General features: G+C 70.5%; 25 protein-coding genes. 16 read left to right on the plus strand and 9 right to left on the minus strand.

The features are described from left to right. Positions 1-29 precede the first annotated feature (29 nt). On the plus strand, positions 30-752 hold the full coding sequence (locus O3438_RS13025) for a class I SAM-dependent methyltransferase (RefSeq protein WP_269680217.1): 723 nt from the start codon (positions 30-32) through the stop codon (positions 750-752). A 4-nt stretch (positions 753-756) separates the two neighbouring features. Here O3438_RS13025 and O3438_RS13030 read toward each other — a convergent pair whose 3' ends face one another. After that, a complete protein-coding gene (locus tag O3438_RS13030) occupies positions 757-1,287 on the minus strand; it encodes an adenylate kinase (RefSeq protein WP_269680218.1) in 531 nt (176 codons plus the stop codon). A gap of 168 nt (positions 1,288-1,455) precedes the next feature. On the opposite strand from O3438_RS13030, the gene O3438_RS13035 reads away from it, so the two are divergent. Then, positions 1,456-2,619: an RNA ligase RtcB family protein gene (locus O3438_RS13035; RefSeq protein ID WP_269680219.1), complete on the plus strand. Its 1,164-nt coding sequence runs from the start codon at positions 1,456-1,458 to the stop codon at positions 2,617-2,619. Continuing rightward, the gene (gene prfH, locus O3438_RS13040; RefSeq protein ID WP_269680220.1) at positions 2,616-3,251 is read left to right on the plus strand and encodes a peptide chain release factor H; all 636 of its coding nucleotides are present in this window, start codon (positions 2,616-2,618) and stop codon (positions 3,249-3,251) included. The genes O3438_RS13035 and prfH overlap by 4 nt, the downstream gene beginning before the upstream one ends. Before the next feature lie 9 nt (positions 3,252-3,260). On the opposite strand, the gene O3438_RS13045 is transcribed toward prfH, so the two are convergent. Continuing rightward, positions 3,261-4,169 carry an alpha/beta fold hydrolase gene (locus tag O3438_RS13045; RefSeq protein ID WP_269680221.1) on the minus strand — a complete coding sequence of 303 codons (909 nt, stop codon included), beginning with the start codon at positions 4,167-4,169 and terminating at the stop codon, positions 3,261-3,263. A 192-nt stretch (positions 4,170-4,361) separates the two neighbouring features. Here O3438_RS13045 and O3438_RS13050 point away from each other — a divergent pair, with 192 nt between their 5' ends. From O3438_RS13050 to O3438_RS13060, 3 genes are all read left to right on the plus strand, one after another. After that, complete coding sequence (locus tag O3438_RS13050) at positions 4,362-5,183, plus strand: PIG-L family deacetylase (RefSeq protein ID WP_269680222.1); 822 nt, start codon at positions 4,362-4,364, stop codon at positions 5,181-5,183. Positions 5,184-5,569: 386 nt separating this feature from the next. After that, positions 5,570-6,763, plus strand: coding sequence for an endo-1,4-beta-xylanase (locus O3438_RS13055; RefSeq protein ID WP_269680223.1), 1,194 nt, complete (start codon positions 5,570-5,572; stop codon positions 6,761-6,763). Positions 6,764-6,989: 226 nt separating this feature from the next. Beyond that, positions 6,990-7,331 (plus strand): ArsR/SmtB family transcription factor, encoded by a 342-nt coding sequence (locus O3438_RS13060; RefSeq protein WP_269680224.1) that lies wholly within the window; start codon positions 6,990-6,992, stop codon positions 7,329-7,331. Positions 7,332-7,346: 15 nt separating this feature from the next. Here the strand turns inward: O3438_RS13060 and argS are convergent, their stop codons facing one another. Next, positions 7,347-8,936 (minus strand): arginine--tRNA ligase, encoded by a 1,590-nt coding sequence (gene argS, locus O3438_RS13065; protein WP_269680225.1) that lies wholly within the window; start codon positions 8,934-8,936, stop codon positions 7,347-7,349. 345 nt (positions 8,937-9,281) lie between these two features. On the opposite strand from argS, the gene O3438_RS13070 reads away from it, so the two are divergent. Then, entirely contained in the window at positions 9,282-10,043 is a 762-nt protein-coding gene (locus O3438_RS13070) for a hypothetical protein (protein WP_269680226.1), read from the plus strand. 157 nt (positions 10,044-10,200) lie between these two features. Continuing rightward, positions 10,201-10,620, plus strand: coding sequence for a DUF6223 family protein (locus O3438_RS13075; RefSeq protein ID WP_269680227.1), 420 nt, complete (start codon positions 10,201-10,203; stop codon positions 10,618-10,620). Positions 10,621-10,662: 42 nt separating this feature from the next. Here O3438_RS13075 and O3438_RS13080 read toward each other — a convergent pair whose 3' ends face one another. The 4 genes from O3438_RS13080 to O3438_RS13095 form a co-directional block, all read right to left on the minus strand. Beyond that, a complete protein-coding gene (locus tag O3438_RS13080; protein WP_269680228.1) occupies positions 10,663-11,325 on the minus strand; it encodes a response regulator in 663 nt (220 codons plus the stop codon). Continuing rightward, positions 11,322-12,467, minus strand: a complete 1,146-nt coding sequence (locus tag O3438_RS13085; RefSeq protein ID WP_269680229.1) for a sensor histidine kinase — start codon at positions 12,465-12,467, stop codon at positions 11,322-11,324. Before O3438_RS13085 ends, O3438_RS13080 begins: the two co-directional genes overlap by 4 nt. Before the next feature lie 92 nt (positions 12,468-12,559). Further along, positions 12,560-14,521 carry an ABC transporter ATP-binding protein gene (locus O3438_RS13090; RefSeq protein WP_269680230.1) on the minus strand — a complete coding sequence of 654 codons (1,962 nt, stop codon included), beginning with the start codon at positions 14,519-14,521 and terminating at the stop codon, positions 12,560-12,562. A gap of 159 nt (positions 14,522-14,680) precedes the next feature. Further along, positions 14,681-15,172 carry a MarR family winged helix-turn-helix transcriptional regulator gene (locus O3438_RS13095; RefSeq protein ID WP_269680231.1) on the minus strand — a complete coding sequence of 164 codons (492 nt, stop codon included), beginning with the start codon at positions 15,170-15,172 and terminating at the stop codon, positions 14,681-14,683. Positions 15,173-15,284: 112 nt separating this feature from the next. Here O3438_RS13095 and O3438_RS13100 point away from each other — a divergent pair, with 112 nt between their 5' ends. Genes O3438_RS13100 through O3438_RS13110 form a run of 3 tightly spaced genes read left to right on the plus strand, consistent with a single transcriptional unit; the run spans position 15,285 to position 18,084 of the window. Further along, on the plus strand, positions 15,285-16,334 hold the full coding sequence (locus O3438_RS13100; protein ID WP_269680232.1) for an LLM class flavin-dependent oxidoreductase: 1,050 nt from the start codon (positions 15,285-15,287) through the stop codon (positions 16,332-16,334). Continuing rightward, positions 16,327-17,355: an LLM class flavin-dependent oxidoreductase gene (locus tag O3438_RS13105; RefSeq protein ID WP_269680233.1), complete on the plus strand. Its 1,029-nt coding sequence runs from the start codon at positions 16,327-16,329 to the stop codon at positions 17,353-17,355. Before O3438_RS13100 ends, O3438_RS13105 begins: the two co-directional genes overlap by 8 nt. Positions 17,356-17,382: 27 nt before the next feature. Further along, on the plus strand, positions 17,383-18,084 hold the full coding sequence (locus O3438_RS13110; protein WP_269680234.1) for an NADPH-dependent F420 reductase: 702 nt from the start codon (positions 17,383-17,385) through the stop codon (positions 18,082-18,084). A gap of 23 nt (positions 18,085-18,107) precedes the next feature. Here O3438_RS13110 and O3438_RS13115 read toward each other — a convergent pair whose 3' ends face one another. Beyond that, a complete protein-coding gene (locus O3438_RS13115; protein ID WP_269680235.1) occupies positions 18,108-18,836 on the minus strand; it encodes a tetratricopeptide repeat protein in 729 nt (242 codons plus the stop codon). A 38-nt stretch (positions 18,837-18,874) separates the two neighbouring features. Beyond that, positions 18,875-19,636, minus strand: coding sequence for a GNAT family N-acetyltransferase (locus O3438_RS13120; RefSeq protein WP_269680236.1), 762 nt, complete (start codon positions 19,634-19,636; stop codon positions 18,875-18,877). Between the two features lie 203 nt (positions 19,637-19,839). Here O3438_RS13120 and O3438_RS13125 point away from each other — a divergent pair, with 203 nt between their 5' ends. The 5 genes from O3438_RS13125 (at position 19,840) to O3438_RS13145 (ending at position 23,592) form a co-directional block, all read left to right on the plus strand. Then, entirely contained in the window at positions 19,840-20,289 is a 450-nt protein-coding gene (locus O3438_RS13125) for an iron chaperone (protein ID WP_269680237.1), read from the plus strand. 128 nt (positions 20,290-20,417) lie between these two features. Continuing rightward, positions 20,418-20,933: a hypothetical protein gene (locus O3438_RS13130; protein ID WP_269680238.1), complete on the plus strand. Its 516-nt coding sequence runs from the start codon at positions 20,418-20,420 to the stop codon at positions 20,931-20,933. A gap of 3 nt (positions 20,934-20,936) precedes the next feature. Next, positions 20,937-21,743 (plus strand): inositol monophosphatase family protein, encoded by an 807-nt coding sequence (locus tag O3438_RS13135; protein ID WP_269680239.1) that lies wholly within the window; start codon positions 20,937-20,939, stop codon positions 21,741-21,743. A 72-nt stretch (positions 21,744-21,815) separates the two neighbouring features. Then, positions 21,816-22,220 (plus strand): superoxide dismutase, Ni, encoded by a 405-nt coding sequence (sodN, locus tag O3438_RS13140; RefSeq protein WP_145784599.1) that lies wholly within the window; start codon positions 21,816-21,818, stop codon positions 22,218-22,220. A 61-nt stretch (positions 22,221-22,281) separates the two neighbouring features. After that, on the plus strand, positions 22,282-23,592 hold the full coding sequence (locus O3438_RS13145) for a radical SAM protein (protein ID WP_269680240.1): 1,311 nt from the start codon (positions 22,282-22,284) through the stop codon (positions 23,590-23,592). Positions 23,593-23,650 lie beyond the last annotated feature (58 nt).

Here is a 23,650-nt window from a genome sequence, read left to right on the forward strand (position 1 = left end):
GAACCACGTCCTTCCGCATGGGTTGAGTCGTGCTGCAACCCAGTAAGACGGAAAGCGTGCACCGGTGCAGGACAATCGCCGGAGAACAGTTCGACGGAGACCTGGAGGTGGCCGTGGCCGAGGTGTCGCACCCGGTGTTCGCCCGCGTCTACGAACGGCTGAGCGTCGCCATGGACCGGGCCGGCACGGCGGCCTACCGGCGGGACCTGGTCGCCGGCCTGTCCGGCCGGGTGATCGAGATCGGTGCGGGCAACGGGCGGATGTTCCCCCACTATCCGCCGTCGGTGACCGAGGTCGTCGCTGTCGAACCGGAACGGCGTCTGCGGGCCGCCGCCGAACGCGCGGCGTCGACCGCACCGGTGCCGGTCACCGTCGTCGACGGTCTGGCCGACCGGCTGCCCGCCGGGGCCGGCGAGTTCGACGCCGCCGTGGTCGCGTTGGTGCTGTGCACAGTGCCCGACCAGGCGAGCGCGTTGACCGAGGCAGGCCGGGTGCTGCGCCCCGGCGGCGGGTTGCGGTTCTTCGAACACGTCGCGGCCGAGAGGCAGAGCGGCCTGCACCGGGCCCAGAGGCTGCTCGACGCGACGGTGTGGCCGAGGTTGTTCGCCGGCTGCCACACCGGCCGGGACACCCTGGCCGCCATCACGACAGCTGGTTTCGTGGTCGACGAGGTGCGCCGGTTCCGTTTCCCGGCCACCAGCAACGGCCCCTCCTCGCCCTGCGTCCACGGGCGCGCGACCTGGCCGGCCTGATCCGTCAGCGGCCGGGCAGGGTGGCCAGCCAGTCGTCCAGCTCCGCCGGTGAGCGCAGCAACACCACGGGCGGCGCGGACGGGTCGGTCTGCCAGGCGCGCATCCGCCGTCGCGCCCGACCGAACGCCGTCACGTGCCACACCAGGATCGAGTCCGGGGACAGCACGCTGCCCAGCGTCTCCCGGTTGCCGTTGCAGATCTCCTCGCCGGTCAGCACCCGGCGGACGGTGCGCCGCAGCAACCGCCCGAACGAGCACCACCGGGGGTAGTCCAGGCCGACGACCAGGTCGGCGCGGGCCAGCGGTACGTCCCGCCAGCCGTGGTACGCCCCGTCGACGATCCAGCGGTCCCGCCGGCAGATCTCCTCGATCCGACCGCGTTGCCGCGCGACGGGCACCTCGACCCAGCCCGGCTCCCAGAGCAGGTCGTCCACCGGATACCAGGGCAGCCCGAGGTGTTCGGCCATCCGTGCGGCGAGGGTGGACTTGCCGGAGCCGTACACCCCGTAGATCAGGATGCGACGCGGTGGGCTCATCGCGGCAGCGTACGACGCGAGGAAAAATCGTTTGTCGGACGCGGCGCGCTCCGCGAGAGTGACCTCCATGACGTACTGACGGACCCACTCCCCCTCCGCCCCCGGTGACACCTTCCCGGGCGGCGTGACTCGTCCGTTGCCACGTTCTCGGTCAGAAGCGAGCTCTCCTTGATCCAGCACCAGTCTCTGCCCTCGTCCAACCCCGCCACCGTCACGGTGTTCGCGTCGTCCACGAGCTGGATCGAGTCGGACGCGCTCGCCCAGTGCCAGCAGGTGGCCGCCCTCGACGGCATGATTCACGTTGCCGGAATGCCGGACCTACACCCGGGCAAGGGCGCCCCCATCGGTGCGGCCATGGCGTCGACGGTGCTGTACCCGTTCCTGGTGGGGTCCGACATCGGCTGCGGCATCGCCGTGTTCCCCATCAAGCTCAAGCGGGCCGTACCGGAGCGGCTGGCCGCACGGTTCCCCGACCTCGATCGGACGCTCGACGCCGACGACCCGGCCTGGGCGGTCGTCGAGGGCGACGTCCCGGCCGGTCACCTCGACGGTCTCGGGACGGTCGGCCGTGGCAACCACTTCGTCGAGCTGGCCCGGGTCGGGCCTGTCCTCGACCCGGGCCACGCGGCTCGTCTCGGGGTCGACGCGGACGATCTGGTGCTCGTCGTCCACAGCGGTTCCCGTGGTCTGGGCGAGCGGATCCTGCGGACGCACACCGAGGCCCATGGCGCCGGTGCCGCTCCCGATCCCGCCGCCTACCTGGCGATGCACGACGACGCGGTGCGCTGGGGTTCGCTCAACCGCCGGGTCCTGGCCGCCCGGGTCGCGTACGCGCTGGGGGCCGAACCCGCCGATCCGATCGTCGACCAGTGCCACAACCTGGTCGAGATCCGCGACGGGGTCTACCTGCACCGCAAGGGCGCAGCACCGGGTGACGGCCGCGACGTCCTGGTCGCCGGCACCCGGGGAACACCGTCCTACCTGGTGGCCGCCCATGCCGGTCCGGACGCCAATTTCTCCGTCGCACATGGCGCCGGCCGCAAGATGTCGCGCTCCGACGCGCTGCGGCGGGGTCGTGCCAAGCACACGGTCGAGGAGCTACGCCGCACGCCGCTGGGTTCACTTGTGGTGTGTGGTGACCGTCAGCTCCTCTTCGAGGAGGCGCCCACCGCGTACAAGCGCATCGAGCAGGTGATCGCCGACCTCGTCGAGCACCGACTGGCCACGCCGGTCGCCAGCACGATTCCGCTGGTCACCTACAAGACGGCCGACCTCGGGCCGACGACCCGGACCGACCGGCGGGGCCACCGTGGTGGGCGGGGGCGGTCGTGAGCGTGCTCCTGCTGCTGTCCGCCGGGCGCGGCCCACGGGAATGCGCCTGGGCGCTGACCCAGCTCCTGTACCGCCTGACCGCGGAGGGCACCCGTCGAGGAGTGACCATCGAGCAGGTGCAGGCGGTGCCCGGCGATCGGCCCGGCACCCACCGGTCGGTGCTCATCCAGATCTCCGGTGTCGACGCGGAGGCGTTCGCCGCCTCGTGGACCGGCACGCTGTGCTGGCAGGCCCCCAGCCCCTACCGGACGAGCACCGGTCGCAAGAACTGGTACGTCACCGCCCAGCGACCCCGCCTCGACGCGGTGCCGACGACGTTCTCGGAGGCGGATGTCGACATCGTCGGCTGCCGCACCGGAGGACCCGGCGGCCAGCACCGCAACAAGGCCAGCACCGCGGTACGGGCGACGCACCGCCCCTCGGGCATCGTCGTGGTCGTGGACGAGGAGCGGCAGTTCAGCCTCAACCGGCGGATCGCCCTGAACCTGCTGCGGCAACGTGTCGAGCACGGCGACGAGGTGGCACGACGTGCCGTCACCACCGCCCGCTGGCGCATCCACGACGACCTCGTCCGCGGCGATCCCGTCCGCGTGGAGCGTCCGGAGCCGCAGCGGCCGGGCCGCACCCGGTGACCGGTTCCGTCAGACCTCCAGCACCGCGTCCGCGAACGCCTGCGGCGCCTCCTGCGGCAGGTTGTGCCCGACACCGCCGCCGATGGTCCGGTGCTCGTAGCGCCCGGTGAACTGCTTGGCGTAGACGCTGGGCTCCACGTGCGGCGCACCGTTGGCGTCCCCCTCCAGGGAGATGCTGGGTACGGTGATCTTCGGTTGCGTGGCCAGGCGCTGCTCCACCTCGTCGTACTGTGGCTCGCCGTCGGCGAGGGCCAGCCGCCACCGGTAGTTGTGCACCACGATGTCGACGTGGTCGGGGTTGTCGAACGCCGTCGCGCTGCGGTCGAACGTCGCGTCGTCGAACGTCCACTGTGGTGAGGCGGTGTGCCAGATCAGCTTGTTGAAGTCACGACGGTTCTTGTCGTAGCCTTCCCGGCCACGCTCGGTGGCGAAGTAGTACTGGTACCACCACGCCAGTTCCGCCTTCGGCGGCAACGGCGCCCGGCCCGATTCCCGGCCGGCGATGAGGTAACCGCTCACCGAGACCAGGCCCTGGCAACGCTCGGGCCACAACGCGGCCACGACGTCCGCCGTCCGCGCACCCCAGTCGAACCCGGCCAGCTTGGCGCTGTCGATGTGCAGGGCGTCCATGAGCGCGACGAGATCGAGCCCCATGGCGGCCGGTTCGCCGTTTCGCACGGCGTCGTCGGAGAGGAAACGGGTGGTGCCGTAGCCCCGCAGGTACGGCACGACGACCCGGTAACCGGCGGCGGTGAGCAGCGGTACGACGTCGACGAAACTGTGGATGTCGTACGGCCACCCGTGCAGCAGGATCGCGGCGGGGCCGTCGGGCGGTCCGGCGTCCACGTACCCCACGTTCAGGACACCGGCATCGATCTGCCGCACGTCGGTGAACGATCCCGCACCGGCCACCGTCATCGACCTCTCTCCCGTGTCGGACCTGCTCTGAGCTGCTGGTCCTGTCGACTGTAGGAGCCCGCGCCGTACCGGACGGCGGATTGCCCAAGCTTCGCTGGGCCGGTGCCGGGCTGGGTAGGATGCGGGCCCCGCTCGCGGGCGAGGTCCGGCAGTGCTCGGCGGGCCGTCGGGGCGTGACCGTAGGGTGATGGCATGGCTGAGCGACCTCTGACCCTGATGGCGGTGCACGCCCACCCCGACGACGAGGCGACGAGCACCGGCGGCGTGCTGGCCCGCTATGCCGACGAGGGGGTCACGACCGTGCTCGTGACCTGCACGGACGGGCGGTGTGGCGACGGCCCGGGCGGGGTCAAGCCGGGCGACCCGGGGCACGATCCGGCCGCCGTTGTGGCGATGCGTCGGGCCGAGCTGGCGGCCAGCTGCGCGGTGTTGAAGGTCAGCCACCTGGAGACGCTCGGTTACGCCGACTCGGGAATGATGGGGTGGTCGACCAACGACCAGCCCGGCGCGTTCTGGACGACGCCGGTGGCGGAGGCGGCGGGCCGGCTCGCCGAGTTGATCCGGCAGTACCAGCCCGATGTCATCGTCACGTACGACGAGAACGGTTTCTACGGCCACCCGGACCACATCCAGGCACACCGGATCACGATGGCGGCCGTCGAGTTGACCGACAGTCCGGCGAAGGTCTACTGGACCACCGTGCCGCGTACGGCGTTCGAGCAGTTCGGCCGGGTCATGCGGGAGCTCGGCGTCGACTGGGCCGAGCCGGACGAGGCGGTGCCGCCGCTCGGCCTGCCGGACGACGAGATCACCACCTGGGTGGATGCGAACAGCTACGGCGGGCAGAAGTTCGACGCGCTGGCCGCCCACGCCAGTCAGACCGAGAACATCTTCTTCCTGCAACTGGGCCGCGACCGGTTCACCGAGCTGATGGGCGTGGAGACCTTCGTGCGGGTCAGCGACCGGACGGGCGCGCCGACCCCCGAGGACGACCTCTTCGCCGGCCTGCGCTGACCAGCGCGGATCAGCTCCCGTAGCGACGTCGGGCATCGTCGGCCGACCGGCCGGTGCTCCTGTCTGCGTCGCTCGATCACCTGGGCGACGGTATCGGACCGACCGATAGGGCGCCGAGAGCAGCGCGCCCACAGCCACCGGAAGTTTCGCGATGCTGTTGCGCAAGCCCGCGCAGGTCATATGACGAATTTCCGGAAGTTTTCAGCGTTGACGCCCGGACATAGACGGCCTTAACGTTTCGAGCAGGTTTCCGGTCACCGGCCGGAACTACCGGCCCTCCGGCCGCGCCCGGCCGCTCCGCCCCGAATCCGCTCCTTATCCGCCATGACCGGACCCGCACCTTATTGATCGACACTTGTCGATCAAGGGTCTGGAAGGGAAGGCACATGAAGCTGAGACAGTGGACCACCGTCGGAGTGGTCGCCGTCGCGACCGTCGCGGCGTTGAACACCGTGCCGGCCACCGCGAGCCGGCCATACGACCCGACGGCGCAGAGCCTCGGCGCCCTGGGTCTGCGCCACGGCCTGCACCTCGGCACCGCGGTGAACATGGATGCCCTCAACGACGCCGGCGACCCGCAGTACCGCGCGCTGGCGTCCTCCGAGTTCGCCTCGGTCACCGCCGAGAACGTGATGAAGTGGGAGGTCCTGGAGCCCACCCGCGGCACCTACAACTGGGCGGCGGCCGACCAGTTCGTGGAGTTCGCCAAGCGCAACAGGCAGAGCGTGCGCGGTCACGTGCTGGTCTGGCACAACCAGTTGCCCGCCTGGTTGACCAGCGGCGTCGCCGACGGCTCGATCAGCAAGCAGGAGCTGCGCGAGCTGCTGCGCAAGCACATCACCACCGTCGTCAACCGCTACAAGGGCAAGATCTGGCAGTGGGACGTGGTCAACGAGGCCGTCAGCGACCCGTGGGACACCCCGTCGACCCTGCACTACAAGGGCTTCTGGGCGCAGAACCTCGGGCCCGGCTACATCGCCGACTCGTTCCGCTGGGCGCGGGCGGCCGATCCCAAGGCCCTGCTGTTCTACAACGACTACAACATCGAGGCCTTCGGCTCCGGCAACCCGGCCGACGACAAGACGCAGTTCGTCTACGACATGACCAAGGGTCTGCGTGCCCAGGGCGTCCCGATCGACGGCGTCGGCGCCCAGGGCCACCTGGGCACCCAGTACGGCAACTTCGACACCCTCCAGGTGACCGCCGCGTTGAAGAAGTTCAGCGGGCTCGGCGTCGCCACCGCGTTCACCGAGGTCGACGTCCGTAGTCAGATGACGGAGGCCGTCCGGGCCGGCAACTCGGAGGAGATCAACCCCCGGTTGCAGGCGTCGGCCGCCAACTTCAGCGTGTTGATGAAGGCGTGCCTCGCCGTGCGGAGCTGCCTGTCGTACACGGTCTGGGGTTTCAGCGACAAGTACTCCTGGGTGCCGGACTGGTTCAACGACCCGCCGGAGGGCCTGGCCACCATCTACGACGAGAACTACCAGCCCAAGCGGGCGTACAACGAGTTGAAGTCCGACCTGATCTTTGCTGGGCCGCCGTACGTGCTGCCTCGGATCGCACCCAAGCCGCGCCGCTGACCCGACGGCCCGGATGATCCGGCGACACGTGCGTCGGCGTAGGGACCGTGTGGGGCGCGGCGGAGCCCCACACGGTCCCTACCTCACCACGGACGTCGGCGTTCGACTCACGTTCGGCCGGACCGTTGCGCCATCCGGACGCCATCGGGGGTACTGGTGCCGGTTCTACCGGTTTATTGATGGTTTTGGTGTCACTATGGCAGGCGTGGGAACTGCGAAAACTGCCATGCCTGCCATCTCGCCGCTCACCGGCGACCCGATCAAGCGGGCCGATGCCGAGCGACTCGCCGGGGTGCTGAAGGCGTTCGCCGATCCGGCGCGACTCCGGCTGCTCAGCCTGATCCAGTCGGCGCCGGACGGTGAGGCCTCCGTCAGCGACCTCACCGGCGCGCTCAACCTCTCCCAGCCGACGGTGAGTCATCACCTGCGGATCCTCACCGAGGCCGGCCTGCTGGAGCGCGACAAGCGTGGGGTCTGGGCGTACTACCGCCTGGTGCCCTCCGCCATCGCGCAGATCGCCGACCTGCTGACGCCGCCCCGGAAACGGGCGACGAAGAGGGCCCGCTGACCGGGCGCCGCCTCGTCACATCCGCTCGACGGTTCGGATGCCGAGCAGGTGCAACCCCTGCCGAAGCGTCCGGGCGGTCAGCTCGGCCAGCAACAGCCGACTCTCCCGCACGTCGTCCTCGGCGCGTAGCACGGGGCAGTGCTCGTAAAACGCGTTGAACGCCGTGGCGAGCCGGTGCAGGTAACCGGCGAGTCGGTGGAATTCGAGGGTCCGCTCCACCTCGGTGACCACCCCGGCGAAACCGAGCAGCTCGACCGTCAACGCCCGCTCTGCCGGCAGGGGGACGTAGTCCTTCGTCCGATCGGTGGCCAGGTCGGCGTACTTGATCGCACCGATGCCGACGGCGCGACCGATCTCGGCGGCGGCCTCGGCGTCCAGCTCCGGGTTTCGGCTCCGTGCCAGGTCGCTGGCGCGGGCCACCGCCTCCTCCAGGAGCCCGACCAGCTTCACCGACTCACCGGCCCGGCTGCGCAGCATCCGCCCGTCGGCGCCGAGGATCGAACCGAAGCCCAGATGTTCGGCGTGAGCCGGCGGGCTCAGCCAACCGGCGGCCCGGGCGACGGCGAACACCATCGCGAAGTGCTGCCGCTGCGGCAGCCCGACGACGTACACCAGCCGGGTCGCGCCCAGCTCGACTGTGCGCTGCCGCAACGCGGCCAGGTCGGTTGCCGGATAGCCGTACCCACCGTCGCTCTTGCGCACGATCAGCGGCAACGGGTCCCCGCCGCGTCCGACGAACCCGGGTGGGAACACGCAGTCGGCCCCGTCGCTGGGCGTCAACAGCCCCAGCCCGTCCAGGTCGTCGACGACACCGGCGAGCCGGTCGTTGTAGGCACTCTCGCCCAGGAAGTCGCCAGCGGACAACGTCACGTCGAGTAGGTCGTACACGGTCAGGAAGTACCGCTCGGACTGCTCCACCAGCAACCGCCACAGCCGTAGCGTCCGCTCGTCGCCACCCTGCAGTGCCACCACCCGCGACCGGGACCGTTCCCGGAACGCCTCGTCGGCGTCGAACTTCCGCCGGGCCGCCCGGTAGAAGGCGTCCAGGTCACCCATCGACAGTTCGTGCGCCGCCTCCGCCTCGCCGAGGTCGGCCAGGTGCTCGATGAGCATGCCGAACGGCGTACCCCAGTCACCCAGGTGGTTGGCCCGCACCACCCGGTGCCCGAGCCACTCCAGCAGCCGTACCGCCGCGTCGCCGATGACCGTGGAGCGTAGATGCCCCACGTGCATCTCCTTGGCCACGTTCGGCGCCGAGTAGTCGACCACCACGGTCTGCGGTGCGCTCGTGGACGGCACCCCGAGGCGGGCGTCGCCGGCCAGCCCGGCGGCCAGGTCGGCCAGTGCGCGGTCGGCGATCCTCAGATTGAGGAAACCCGGCCCGGAGACCTCCGCCGAGGCGCAGACGTCGTCGAGCACCGCGCGCTCCAGGACCGCGGCGGCGATGTCGCGCGGCGGCCGACCGAGCCGCCGGGCCAGCGCCAGCGCCGCGTCGGACTGGAAGTCCGCGCGCGGAGACCGCCGCACGAGCGGGTCGACCGGGCCACCGGCCACCTCCGCGAACGCCGGTGCCAGCCGGTCGGACAACAACCTTTCAAGATCCATGAGTACGCCGATCTCACTCGGGCCCGCGCTGTCACGCGAGCCGTCGAACGGGGAGATGCGGGCGGACCGGGAACGACCGGTCGATGACCGGCGGCTCGATCCGCCGGTCGCAGGAGAACAGGTCAGCGCGGGCGGGCGACGGATCGCCGGCGTCGCACACCAACCAGGACGTCGCACGACGCTCCGGTGCAGGGCACGATCACGCTGGTCATGGCAGCAGCCTAACGGTTGTCCCGGTGTGGCGGCACCCCGGTTTCGGCAGGTCCGGTTACCGTCCAACAGCGGCGTGTAGTCGTTTCGGCCGGCTCCTCGCAGGGAAGTGCTCGGGCCAACCAAGGGAGGATCATGAGCCGACACCGAACGACGTCGACCATCCGTACGCGCGGCGTCCTTGCGTTGATCCCGCTGGTGGGAGGCGTCGCACTGGCCGCCTGCACGTCCACCGAGGACCCTCCGGGGTCGACCCCGTCGATGGCGGCGCCGACGCTAGCCTCGGCCTCGGCGAACCCGACCGACGCGCCGACGCCGAGCGCCGGCACTCCGGCGACTATCCCGACGTCGGCCTTCGTCGAGTTGCCGTCCGAGTTGCGGAAGTCCCCCCGGCGGACGACGCCGGTGACGGATGCCCTACCGACGATGTGCGGCAACGAGTTCGGGACCGGGGGTCGGCAGGTCACGGCGAGCGCCGCGATGACGGTCACCTACAAGAGGGCCGGCGAGCCGGAAACCAACACGCCGCAGGGCATGATCCACCAGGTCATCTTCACCTTCGACGGCGACGGTGCGTCGGCGTACCTGGGACGTCTGCGTACCGACGTGCAGGCGTGCCCCGCCTACGACCAGTCCGGGAACCGGGTCACCGTCAAGAGCGAGGCGCTGACCGGCGTCGGCGACGAGGCGCTCCTGCTGACCCGCACCTGGGCCGAGACGAGCCTGAACGGAGAACGCACCGGCGACACCGCGTCCAGCCAGATCGCCGTGGCCCGGGTCGGCAAGGCGGTGACGGTCTTCAACGACCAGGGGTGGGAGGGCACCAGCGGCAACGCCACCATCCTGGACCGGGTCGTCCGCGACGGCGCGAAGACCATCGACACCTGGCAGGGGTGACCCGCGCCCGGTCGACGACAACCACCGCGGTACGGCGGTGGGCGGGCATACATCCGCGGTGGTAGGGCCATCAGCATCTCCGGCATGACGACTCACACGCACTCCCGTTCATACGCTGCTGCGTGTCACCCGACCTGCCGACCCAAGGGGAAACATGATGTCCATCCACCATCTGCTCGCCGCCGCCGTGACCGCTTCGCCGGCGGTCGAGCCGGCCGCGCACATGTCCGTCCAGCCCACCGCCGCCACGGCTCTCACCATGAGCTCCGGGCGGCTCGGTGCCACAGTGGCGGTCCTGCTGGGGCTGGTCGGCACCGTCGTCGGTGGGCTGGCCCTGGCCCGCCCGGCCAGTCGCGTCGGCACCGGATCCGGACGACTCGGGGGCGTGCTGGCCCTGGCGTCGGGTCTGCTCGGTCTAATTCTCGGGGCGCTGGTGGTGGCCACCTCCGACGGTGGTGTCGGCACCGGCAACGGGCGGGGTGGTGCCTTCGTGGCACTGGTGGTCGGGGTGGCCGGCGTGGTCCTCGGTGGGCTCGCCCTGGCCCGCTCGCGCCGCACCGGCCAACTGAGCGTCTGAGGCCGGCTGAGTTCGGAGGCCGGCTGAGCGTCTGAGGCCGGGTCAGGAGCGGGCCAGCCAGGCGGGAACGGTCAGGCCGGACTCGTAGGCGAGGATCACCAACTGGGCGCGGTCCCGCACCTGCGACTTGGTCATGATCCGGCTGACGTGCGTCTTGGCGGTGGCCGGGCTGAGCACCAGCCGTGCGGCGATCTCGTCGTTGGACAGGCCCGCGGCGACCAGGGCCAGCACCTCGCGCTCCCGCTCGGTGAGCACGCCCAACCGCGGTTTGGGGTCCGGATGCGTCGCCCGGGTGGCGAACTCGGCGATCAGTCGGCGGGTGATCGCCGGCGCGATCAGCGCGTCGCCCCGGGCGACCACCCGGACCCCGTGGATCAACTCCGCCGGCTCGGTGTCCTTCACGAGGAAGCCGCTCGCGCCGGCCCGCAACGCACCGTAGACATATTCGTCCAGGTCGAACGTGGTCAGGATGATCACACGGGCTTCGGTGCTCGCGACGATCTCCCCGGTGGCGGCGAGGCCGTCCCGCACCGGCATCCGAATGTCCATGAGGACGACGTCCGGGCGCAGCTGCGCGGCGAGGCGCACCGCCTCGGACCCGTCGGCCGCCTCGCCGACCACCTCGATGCCGTCCTCACCGTCCAGGATGGAACGAAAGCCCGCGCGTACCAGGGTCTGGTCGTCGACGATCAGCAGCCGGATCATGCCGGCTCCGAGGCCGGTGACGGACGGGGACGCAGCGGCAGGCGGGCGTGGACCCGGAATCCGCCGTCCGGCCGCGTACCCGTGGTCACTGAGCCGCCGAGCGCGCGGGCCCGCTCGTGCATGCCGAGGATCCCGCTGCCCGGCGCACCGGGCGCGCCGGTGCCGTCGTCCTCCACCTCGACCAGCACGTCGCCACTGTCGGATCGCACCCGGACCACAGCGGTGGTGGCCCCGGCGTGCCGGGTGACGTTGGTGAGCGCCTCCTGGACGATCCGGTACACCGCCAGGTCGACCTCCGGCGGCAGCGAACCGACCTCCGCGAACTCGGTTCGGACGTCCACCTCGGAACGCCCGACCGTCGTGATCAGATCGTCGAGGCGGCGCAGGCCCGGAGCGGGCACGACCGGCGCGTCGCCCTCCTGCCGTAGCGCCCCCAGCGTCGTTCGCAACTCCCGCAGCGTCTCCTTGCTGGCTTCCTTGATCGCGGTGAGCGCCTGCTCGGACCGGGCGGGGTCCGGTCGGTGCAGGGCGGCACTGGCCTGGACGTTGATCAGCGAGAGGTGGTGGCCGAGGATGTCGTGCAGTTCGCGCGCGATGCGTAGTCGCTCCTCGGTGGCGCGTCGCCGCGCTTCCTCCTCCGTCCGCTGCTTGGCCGCCACTGCCCGGGCCTGTGCTTCCGCGAGGTAGGCCCGGCGGTTACGGGTGACCCCGACGATGACCGCGACGAGCCAACCGGCGTGCAGCAGCGTCGCCCCGTTCATGGTGTCCGGGGATCGGTTGTAGCTGTCCGCGACGGCGAAGGCGATCACCGAGGCGAGACCCAGACCGATGGCGACCCGGAGATGGCCCTCGTCGACGACTGTGTAGAGCGCCACGACGAACACCACCATGATCGGGCCGGGCTTGTGCAGCAACGCCCCGTACGCGCCGACGGCGGCGAGCGCCACGAGGCCCACCGGCACCGGATGGCGACGGCGGACGGACAGCGCGGCGGAGGAGGCCAGCACCACCGGCAGTGCGGCCCATTCGGCCACGGTGTCGATGCCACGCGACTGCACCACCAGGCCGACAAGGGCGACCAGACCGACGGCGAGCACCAGGGCTGTGTCCGCCGGTCGACCACGCCACCGCGACCCCGACATGGACCGCAGCCTAACCTCCCCACGAACAGCGGAGAACCGCCGAACCGCTCGGTGCGCCCGAGGAGACGGCCCGTCCGCGCCGGTGTTGGTGGTCAGCGGGAGGCCGAGGGCGGCCGGGGATCCCCGGCCGGGCCGGTGTCGTAACCGGCGGCCTGGAGGGCGAACAGTTCGGCGTACCGACCGCCGGTGGCGACGAGGCCGTCGTGCGTGCCGGCCTCGACCAGCCGGCCGTGGTGCAGGACGAAGATCCGGTCGGCGTGCCGGACGTTCGCGAGCCGGTGCGTGATGAGGATCGTGGTGGCGCGACCTCGCCGGTCACGGATGGCCTGGAACAGGGCGTCCTCGGCGCGGGGGTCGAGCGCTGAGGACGGCTCGTCCATGATCAGCAGTTCGGCGTCGCGCAGAAAGCCACGGGCTGCGGTGATGCGCTGCCACTGCCCACCGGAGAGATCCTGACCACGCGCGAAGGTGCGGTCGAGCAGTGTCTCGTACCCGTGGGGCAGCTCGTTGATCATGTGGTGGGCCACCGCGCGGGCGGCGGCGGCCTCGATGCGCTCCTGCCGTGCCTCGGTCTCGACGTCGCCGATGGCGATGTTGGTGGCGGCGGTGAACGGCCACTTGTGGTATTCCTGCGTCACCACCGCGATCCGACCGCGCAGCCCGTCGACGTCCCAGTCCGACAGCTGTCGGCCGTTCCACTCGATGGTGCCCTCGCTGGGTACGCGGAGACCGGCGATCATCGCGGCGAGGGTCGTCTTGCCCGAGCCGTTCTCCCCCACGAACGCGACCGTCTGCCCCGCGGTGATCCGCAACGTGACGTCGTCCACGGCCGGGGTGTCCCGGTCGGGGTAGCGCAGACTCACGCCCCGGACGCTCAACTCCCGCAACCGTTCGGCGTCCGCAGCGGCACCGGGTCGGGTGGCCTTCGGCAGGTACGCGACGGCCCGCGCCATGAAGCCCGTGTAGTCCCCGAAGTGCTGCCCCTCGGTGTAGACGTGGTCGACCTGGAAGGTGGCGATGGCCAGGGATCGCTGGGCGGACTGCACCGCGATGACGCAGGTCGCCGCGGCGGCGAGCGGGATCTGCCCGTCCAGGAGCAGCAACCCGAGCAGGACGTACACGGTGCCGGTGGCGAGACCGCCGATGAGTGCCCCGACAGTGGTGGTCGTGGTGACCCGGCGGGCGAGAGCGAGTTGGATGTCGGTCTCCACCCGCATCACCCGGTCGTACTGGTCGAGCAGGAATCCGCGCAGCCCGTACGAACGCAGCTCCGGCGCCGAGGCGCGTTCGGCCATCAGCTTGTGCAGCAACCACAGTCGACGCCGACGCACCGACCCGGCGGTGTACGTCCGGTACCGCAGGTGCCCGGACCGCAGCGACGCCCAGGCGTTGGGCACCGTGGCGACCACCAGCGCCAACAGCAGCAACGGGTGGATGATGACGACGGCGGCCGCCACGGCCAGGAGCCCGGCCAACCCGGCGAGCAGGTTCATCGACGCCTGCACCAACCCGATCGTCGACTCGGTCCCCCGGGAGGCGCGTTCCATGTCGTCGGCGAACGCGTCAGCGTCGAACGCCTCCAACCGGACTGCCGTCGACACCTCGAACAACCCCCGCTCCACCTCGCGGCTCACCCGGGGCGTCAGCCCGTTCTGCGCGTACCCGGTGGCGATGCCCATGCCGGCGCGGAGCGCGACCGTCGCCGCCAGCACGGCCAGTGCGGGCAACGCCGCCCGGACCTTGTCGGCGGTCGGCCCGCCGGCGAACAACTCGACGAGGACCCGCTGCGTGGCCAACAACCCGAAGGCCGCCATCACCCCCGCGCCGACCGTCGCGGCGGCCACCACGCCGGTACGAAGCCGGTCCGCGCGCCAGCTGATGCCCAGCGCTGTCCGGACGAGCCTGGGCAGTTCCGCGAACACGGCGAAGACGCCGGCCTCCGCCCGCGCCCGCACCCCCGTCTCCCACCACATCTCGCGTAACTCCGGCAGCACCGACTCCGCCCGCTGGCTCGGTGGAGTCGGTCGGGTTCCTGCGGTGGCGGTCTCGATCATGGGCGTACCTCCCGAGCGGCGCAGCCGTCGCCAGTCCGCCGGTCGGCGGCCGGAGTGGCGGTTTCTGGAGGATTGGACCACCCTGATGTCGCTCTCGGCAATCAGATGATCACTCGCAGTCAGTTCGCGGTGATCCAGGTCGTGCCGTCGGACCCTCGGTCACTCCTTGTCGAGGGCGTCGAGATTCCTCTTGAGCGCTGCCGCGATCTCGCCCGCCGCGACGATCTGATCCGGCGTGAGGGCATCGACGAACAGCTCGCGGATGGCGCGTAGGTGCGGAAAGGTGGCCCCTCCGAACGCCTCGGCACCGGTCGCGGTGAGCAGCACCTCCGCCCCGCGGGGCACTGTCGCGCACTCCTGGCGGCGGATGAGACCACGGCGCTCCATCCGCCCCAGGTGGTGGGACAGGCGGCTGCGCTCCCACCCGATGTGTGCGGCGAGTTCGGACGACCGCATCGACTGCCCCTCCGCCTCGCTGAGAGCGAGGAGCACGGCGTAGTCCCCGGTCGAGAGCGAGGAGTCGCCCTGGAGACGGGATTCGAGTCGGGAGCTCAGCGCTGCCGTCGTCTCGATGAAGGTCCGCCAGATCCGCAACTCCTCGGCGGTCGGGAGTTGGCGGCCGGCCCGCCGACCGGGTGTGGTCTCCGTCATCTCACTCTCCCCGGGAATTGACGCGTCAATCGCCAAGTTAGCATCATTGACACGTCAACCGGTAGGTCTGCTTCCGTGGATCGCCGGCTGCGAGAGCACCGAGGAGGAGACGATGGCAGCTGCAGACTTCGAGCTGGGGCTCAACTCGTTCGGCGAGGTGGCCACCGACGGCGACCGCGTCCTGAGCGACGCCGAGACCGTACGGCTGCTCGTGACCGAGGCCCGACTCGCCGAGTCGGTCGGACTCGACGTGTTCAGCCTGGGTGAGCACTACCGGGAAGGTCACAACGACTCCGCGACACCCGTGTTGCTCGCGGCAGCCGCCACGGCGACCGACCGGATCCGTCTCGGCACCTCGGTCACGGTGCTCAGCACGAACGATCCGGTACGCCTGTACCACGAGTTCTCGACCCTCGACGCCGTCTCGAACGGCCGCGCCCAGATGGTCCTCGGCCGCGCCTCGGCGACCGAATCGTTCCCGCTGTTCGGTTACGACCTGACCGACTACGAGCGACTGTTCGAGGAGAAGCTGGATCTCTTCCTCCGTCTCCAGCGCGACGAACCCGTCACCTGGTCCGGAACGGTGCGAAGCGCACTGGTCGACCAGCGCCTGCACCCCCGGATGCAACCCGGCGGCATCCCGACCTGGATCGGCGTCGGGGGCAGCCCGAACTCGGTGGTCCGCGCCGCCCGACACGGCCTCCCGCTCATGCTCGCGATCATCGGCGGGCGACCGCAGCGGTTCGCCGGCCACGTGGACCTCTACACCAAGGCGCTCGAACAGTTCGGGCATACCCCGCAGCCAATCGGGCAGCACTCTCTCGGCCTTGTCGCCGACACCGACGAGGAGGCGGTGGAGACGTGGTGGCGGTACTGGCAGCCGGTCGCGGCGGCGCTCGCCCGGGAGCGTGGCTTCTACAAACCGGACCGCGCACGCTACGAGGCGGAAATCGACCACGGGGCGCTCTTCGTCGGATCGCCCGAGACGGTGGCGCAGAAGATCGCCAGAGTCGCCCGCGACCTGCGGCTGAGCCGCTTCGACCTGAAGTACGACATCATGCACCTCCCCCGCGACGCACGCGCGCGCACCATCGAACTGCTCGGCAGCGAGGTCGCTCCGCGGGTCCGCGAGTTGTTGGCAAAGGAGCCCACCCATGTCTGACGTTCTGTTCGGCCTCGACACGTTCGGCGACGTACCGCAGGACGACTCCGGCAAGCTCGTCTCCCACGCCGCGGCGATCCGGCAGGTCGTCGACGAGGCGGTGCTCGCCGACCAACTCGGCGTCGACGTCATCGCCCTCGGCGAGCACCACCGGCCGGAGTACTCGGTCTCCACGCCGGAGACGGTCCTGGCCGGCATCGCCACCCGTACGTCCCGGATCCGGCTGGCCTCCGGCGTGACAGTGCTGAGTTCGGACGACCCGGTTCGCGTGTTCCAGCGCTTCGCCACCGTCGACGCGCTGTCGAACGGTCGGGCCGAGGTCATCCTCGGTCGCGGTTCGTTCACCGAGTCGTTTCCCCTCTTCGGCTACGACCTGCGCGACTACGACACGCTGTTCGAGGAGAAGATCGAACTGTTCGTGAAGCTGCTGGACGAGAAGCCGGTGACCTGGAGCGGCACCCTGCGGGCGCCACTGGAGAACGCCGACGTCTTCCCGAAGACCGAGTCGGGTCACCTGGACACCTGGGTCGGCGTCGGTGGCTCGCCGCAGTCGGTGGTCCGCACCGCCCAGTACGGCCTCCCGCTCATGCTCGCCATCATCGGTGGCGCCCCCGAGCGGTTCGCGCCCTACATCGACCTGTACCGCCGGGCGGCCGACCAGCTCGGCACGACCGCGCACCCGGTCGGCATGCACTCGCCCGGCTTCATCGCCGACACCGACGAGGAGGCCAAGGAGATCTACTGGCCGCACTACCGGGTCATGCGGGACCGCATCGGCAAACTGCGGGGTTGGCCGCCGATCCGCCGGCAGGAGTTCGACTCCGAGGTGGAGAACGGCTCCCTCTACATCGGCTCCCCGGAAACCGTGGCCCGCCGGATGGCCCGTGCGATCCGCAGCCTCGGTGTCGGCCGGTTCGACCTCATCTACTCGGCCGGCGCACAACCGGCGAGCGCCCGGATGCGCGCCGTGGAGCTGTACGGCTCCAGGGTGATCCCGATGGTCCGCGACATCCTGGCCTGATCAGCCCGTCAGCACCGAGAGGACGACATGAACGACAACGACCGGAGCCGGCCCACGACCCTTGGCATCCTCGGGGCCGGCAAGGTGGGAACGGTACTGGCCCGCCTCGCCGTCGCCGCCGGCTACCGGGTGTTGGTGGCCGGTTCCGGCGACCCGGCGAAGATCGCGCTCACCGTCGAGGTCCTCGCCCCCGGGGCGGAGGCCACCACGGCCCTCGACGCCGCGACACGCGCCGACGTCGTCATCCTCGCCCTGCCCCTGGGCAAGTACCGCAGCATCCCCGTCGACACACTGCGCGGCAAGCTCGTCGTCGACGCGATGAACTACTGGTGGGAGATCGACGGCATCCGCGACGACCTCACCGACCCGCGTACGTCGTCGAGTGAGACCGTGCAGGCCTTCCTGTCCGGTTCACGCGTCGTCAAGGCGTTCAACCACATGGGCTACCACGACCTGGAGGACGGGGCCCGGCCGGCGGGCACGACCGACCGCAAGGCCATCGTGATCGCCGGTGACGACACCACCGACGTCAGCGCCGTCGCGTCCCTGGTGGACGCACTCGGCTTCGATCCGGTCGTCGCCGGCCCGCTGGGCGAGGGGGTACGCCTCGAACCCGGCAGCGAGTTGTTCGGCGCGAACGTGAGCGCCGACGACGCGCGGGCCATGCTCGACCGCTTCCCGGAGTCGGAGCGTGGACGGATCATCGCCGCCGCCCGGGAGCCGTCGTAGGGCGCGGCCGGGATCGCCTGCGGTCAGCTCTGGTCGTACCCGAAGGCCCTCTGCGGGTCGAGGCGCTGGCCCTCGGCGTACTCCTTGTCGAACGCGGCGGCGCCGAGGGCCTCGATCGCGGCGGCGCGCATCGTGGCGAGGTCGGCCGCGTCGTCCGGGTCCGGCACCTGGCCGATCGCCGCGAACGCCGCGTCCGTGACACCGATCATCAGCGCCGCCCGCGAGTGGTCGCCCTCGGCCGACGCGAGCGCGGCGCCGGCGACGCAGACGTACGGCACGAAGTCGGCCCAGGCGTTGCGGAACACCCGCTCGCGGTTCTCGGCGAACAGTGTCCTCGCCGCATCGAGGTTGCCCAGCCCCAGCTCGCAGAACGCCAGGTTGTGGTACTCGGAGTTGACCGTCTGGGGTTGGCCGAGCATCTCGTTGAGCGCGATGCTCTCCCGATACAGGTCCCGGGCGCGGGCCAGGTCGCCGGACATCCGCGCGACGCCGGCCAGCACGTGCCTCGGCCGTTCCTCGAGGCGGCGGTCGCCGGAGCGCAGCGCCACCTCCAGGGCCTCCCGCGCGCGGGCCTCCCCGCCCGGCAGGTCACCTCCACGGATGGCGACCCGGGCGAGGCTGTAGCGGGCCTCCACCTCACCTGCCGGGTCGCCGGCCGCCTGCGCCCGCTCGATCTCGGCCTCGCTCATGCGCACCACGGCGTCGGTCTCGCCTCGCCGGAAGGCCGCACGCACGGTCTCGCTGAAGCTCATGGCCTTCTCCCCCATCAGAAAACAGTTCGCTCGCGCCGTCACTGGGTCGCGAACATCGTCCAGTTCTCCACGAGCACGAATCCCATCGACTCGTAGAGCGGTCGGCCCATCGGGCTGGTGTGCAGGTAGGCGGCGTCGGCGCCGGCCGCGATGCCATCGCGCAGCACCGTTTCGGTGAGCGTGCGGCCGAGGCCACGACCCCGGGCGGACGGTACGACGCCGATGTTGAACACGCCGATCACGCCGGAAGTCAGCATTCCGAGGGCGGTGCCGACGGGACGGTCGGACTCCTCCGCCAGGTAGCCGGTGATGCCGTCGGTGTCGAGGACCGCACCGCCCATCAACGAGCCGAAGGCGCCTTCGGGCGCCTCGAAGCTCTCGGTGAGGGCGTCGGTGTACGTGTCGTTCTCAGTGGCACCAACCCGACGCACCGGAGTCCGCCGGGGCGGGTCGGGCCGGAACGCGATGTCGTCAGTGGCGCAGGCCAGGAAGGGCATGACGCTGCGTCCCCGCAGCCCGTGCCGGGCCGCGAGGTCGACGACCGCGGCGCTCGCCGCACCCCGAACGATGATCGACCAGTGCGGGATCTGCCTGGCGACCTCGGTCGCCAACTCGTCGAGCGACTCGAGATCCGGGTCGGTGGTCAGGTCGAAGACCCCGTTGAGCGAGGCGAGGCCGGCGTGGGTGATCCCCGCACGGGCGGTGCCCCGCTCGGCGTACCAGCCCTTCGGGGTCACCTGGCAGAGGGCCGCGATGGCGTCGAAGTACGCGGTCGCCAGCCGGTCGGCGGTGGTGCTCATGCCTGGTCTCCCCCATGGAACGGTCGTCCTGCCAAAGCGCCAACCTAGCCAGCGACCTCTTAGGTGAGCAAACGTGACGATCCGGGCAGTTCGCGACGCGCCGCACCGATCAGGAATCAAGAAGCCCCGGGACGTACGTCCGGCCTAGCCTTTTCCCAGGCAGCCGGCAGACACCGAGCCGGACGACGAGAGGGAGCCCGAGCATGGCCGCGAAGACCACCACCACCGATTCTGACGGCTTCACCGCCGAGGAGCGCGCCGCGATGAAGGAGCGCGCCGCCGAGCTGCGCGCCGAGGGCAGGAAGGGCGCGAAGAAGGCCGACGGGTTGCAGGCGGTCCTCGACCGGATCGCACAGATGGAGCCGGAAGATCGCGCGCTCGCCGAGCGCGTCCACGTGGCGGTGAGCGCAGCCGCGCCGGAGCTGTCGCCCAAGACGTGGTACGGCATGCCCGCCTACGCGAACGAGGACGGCAAGATCGTCGTCTTCTTCCAGGACTCCGGGAAGTTCAACTACCGGTACTCCACGCTGGGCTTCCAGGACGCTGCCAACCTCGACGACGGGGACCTGTGGCCGGTGGCGTACGCGCTGAAGAACTGGAGCCCCGAGGTGGAGAAGAAGATCACCACTCTGGTGCGGGCGGCGGTCTCCTGATCTCTGCGGGCATCGGGGCAGCCGCTCTGGCACGACCGACCTCAGGTGCGCGATGATCGTGATCGGAGCTGAGGGAGGCGGCCAGTGCGGACAACGGGGCGCGGGCGAGCGGTGAGACGAGTCGCCCGATGACGGCGAAGGCAGGCCAGGCGTTCGACATCGGTCGGGCGGTGTCCGACATCGAGGCGCTGCTCGCCGCCGAGCTGCCCACGGACGGCGAACCGGTCAGCGAGGGAGACCCGGCCACCGGGGAGTGGACCCGCACCCGGGGAGCGGGCTTCCAGATCATTCCGCTCTGGGAGAGCGACGACCTCGTCGGCGTGTACGGCGCCGACTGGACCGAGGCAGAGGATGCCGCGATGGCGAACCTCGCCCTCGTCACCGGTGAGCTGGACCGCCGCTGGGGCCCGCACCGCAGGGTGTCCATGCACGTACCCATGTTCCGGAAGCAGGCCGGCACACCGATGCCGACGCTCTTCCAATCACTGTCCGACCTGGACTGCTACGGCGACCTGGCGGTCTGGGGCCCGACGCCCAACGATGGTCGATGGGTCGCGGTCTCGGTCAACCAGTGCGACGGCGACGCCCCGATGATCATGACGGCGGTCGTCAGTCGGTTCGCGATCACCGAACTGCCGGAGTGACGAGTGCCGATCACCGATCACGCCCTGGCCATCGCGGCGGCGGAAGCTGGCGCCGCGGTCGTCCGCGCTCGATACGGGTCGTCGCTGACACGCTTCATGAAGATCGGGAACGACTTCGCCACCACCGCCGACATCGACGCGGAGAAGGCCATCCTCGACGTCCTACGTGGGGCGCGTCCGCACGACGTCGTGGTGGGTGAGGAGAGCGGGCGCACGGGCACTGACGGAAACGGACGCACCTGGCTGGTCGACCCGCTCTGCGGCACTCTGAACTACGCCGCCCGCACCACGCTGGTATCGGTCAACGTCGCGCTGCACACCGGGACGGGCAGCGCCGTGGCCGCGTCGGCGGACCCGTTCAGCGGTGAGGTGTTCTGGACCGACGGCAGCGCCGCGTCTGTCCGCTGCGCCGGCACGGACGAGCGACTTGTTCCGTCGGCCGAGTCGAAGCTGGTCGACGTCAACCTCGACCCGCCGTTTCCCAGCCGGGACGTATTCCTGGCCGCCCGGATGCTCGCCGACGACGACTTCATCGACCAGTTCCATCCACGGGTGGTCTCCACCAGCCTGGCCGTGGCCTGGGTCGCCGCCGGTCGCCGCGCCGCCTACCTGACCGACCGCCGCGACCTGAGCCGCAGCGTCCACTTCGCGGCCGGAATCGCCCTCTGCCAGGCGGCCGGTTGCGTGGTCACCGGGCTCGACGGCCAACCGCTGCACACCGGTGGGAACGGCCTCGTCGTCGCCGCCGACGAGCGGACCCACGCAGCCCTGCTGACCCTCGTCCGGAGGCAACGCACCGCTACGACGTGACGCTTGACATGAAGTACGGTTGAGGTCTTAGCCTCCCGTCCGTCACCTCAGCCCGTTGTCGGAGGGAATCTGATGCACCTGCCACGCCTTCTCCGCCCGCGTACCGTCGCGAGCGCACACTGCGACCTGCCCTGCGGCGTCTACGACCCGGCCCAGGCCCGGATCGAGGCCGAGTCGGTCAAGGCGATCTCCGAGAAGTACCAGGCCAGCGACGATCCGGAGTTCCGCACCCGCGCCTTGGTCATCAAGGAGCAGCGCGCCGAGCTGGTCAAGCACCACCTCTGGGTCCTCTGGACCGACTACTTCAAGGCACCGCACTTCGAGAAGTACCCCCAGCTGCACGACCTCTTCAACGAGGCCACCAAACTGGCCGGCGCCGGCGGCGCGAAGGGCGCCGCCGACCCGGAGGTCGCCGAGCGACTCCTCGGCAAGATCGAGGAGATCTCGAAGATCTTCTGGGAGACCAAGCAGAGCTGACCCGGCGGAACCGGGTGGCGTCGGCCACCCGGTTCGGCGCACCACGTTGCAGGAGGACCGCATGGCGTCGCGCACCGATCTCGTCGAAGAGCTGATGAGCCGTTATCCGCAGGTGCCGCGGGAGGCGGTCATCAAGGAGGACCTGCTGCGCGGCGGGCTCGCCTTCGACGACGCGGCGCTGACCGACAACGAGAACGGCAGCGTCAAACCGAAGTCGTACTTCATCTTCTCCTTCGACCACCGGACGCTTCCGGAGTTGGGGACCGCCGCGCTGCGCCGACCGCCCGAGGAGATCGTGCTCACCGGGGGTCCGTACGAGCTTCGTCGTACTGTCGTGTCGGTCCGCACCAACCCCAGCTCGCCGTACCGCGTCGGAACCGACAGCGACGGCCGGCTGCGCCTGTTCCTGGACGGGCGGGCGATCGCCGACGTCGGGCTGCCCCCGATGCCGGCCTACTACCGCCACACGCTCGCCAACGGAAAGTCGGTGATGGAGGTCGCCCCGACGATCCAGTGGGGCTATCTGATCTATCTCACCGCGTTCCGGGTCTGCCAGTACTTCGGCGCGAAGGAGGAGTGCCAGTACTGCGACATCAACCACAACTGGCGGCAGCACAAACAGGCCGGTCGGCCGTACACCGGCGTCAAACCCGTCGACGAGGTGCTGGAAGCCCTGGAGATCATCGACCGGTACGACACCGAACGTGCCTCGCAGGCGTACACGTTGACCGGCGGCAGCATCACGTCGCAGGTCAACGGGCTGGCCGAGGCGGACTTCTACGGCCGGTACGCGCAGGCGATCGAGGAGCGGTTCCCGGGTCGGTGGATCGGCAAGGTCGTCGCCCAGGCGCTGCCCCGAGCCGACGTACAGCGCTTCCACGACTACGGGATCCGCATCTACCACCCCAACTACGAGGTGTGGGACAAACGGCTGTTCGAGTTGTACTGCCCCGGCAAGGAGCGCTACGTCGGCCGGGAGGAGTGGCACCGCCGCATCCTCGACTCCGCCGAGGTGTTCGGCCCCCGCAACGTGATCCCGAACTTCGTGGCGGGCGTCGAGATGGCCGCCCCGCACGGCTTCACGAGCGTGGGCGAGGCGATCGACTCCACCACCGAGGGGCTTGAGTACTTCATGTCACGCGGGATCACGCCCAGGTTCACCACCTGGTGCCCGGAGCCCACCACACCGCTCGGGCGGACCAACCCGGAAGGCGCACCGCTCGAATACCACGTCCGTCTGCTGGGGGCCTACCGGGCGACGATGGACGCCCACGGGCTGTCCAGCCCACCCGGGTACGGCCCGGCGGGGCCCGGTCGAGCCGTCTTCTCGGTCAGCTCCTTCATGGACACCCTTTCGGCCGAGGCTTCCTGACCGGCAGGCAGGCGTTCGCGGGCAACAGCCGGCGGTGACCGTCGGCCACCTCGGTGGG

The organism is Micromonospora sp. WMMC250 (assembly GCF_027460215.1).
In the GTDB taxonomy this organism is placed as follows: domain Bacteria; phylum Actinomycetota; class Actinomycetes; order Mycobacteriales; family Micromonosporaceae; genus Micromonospora; species Micromonospora taraxaci.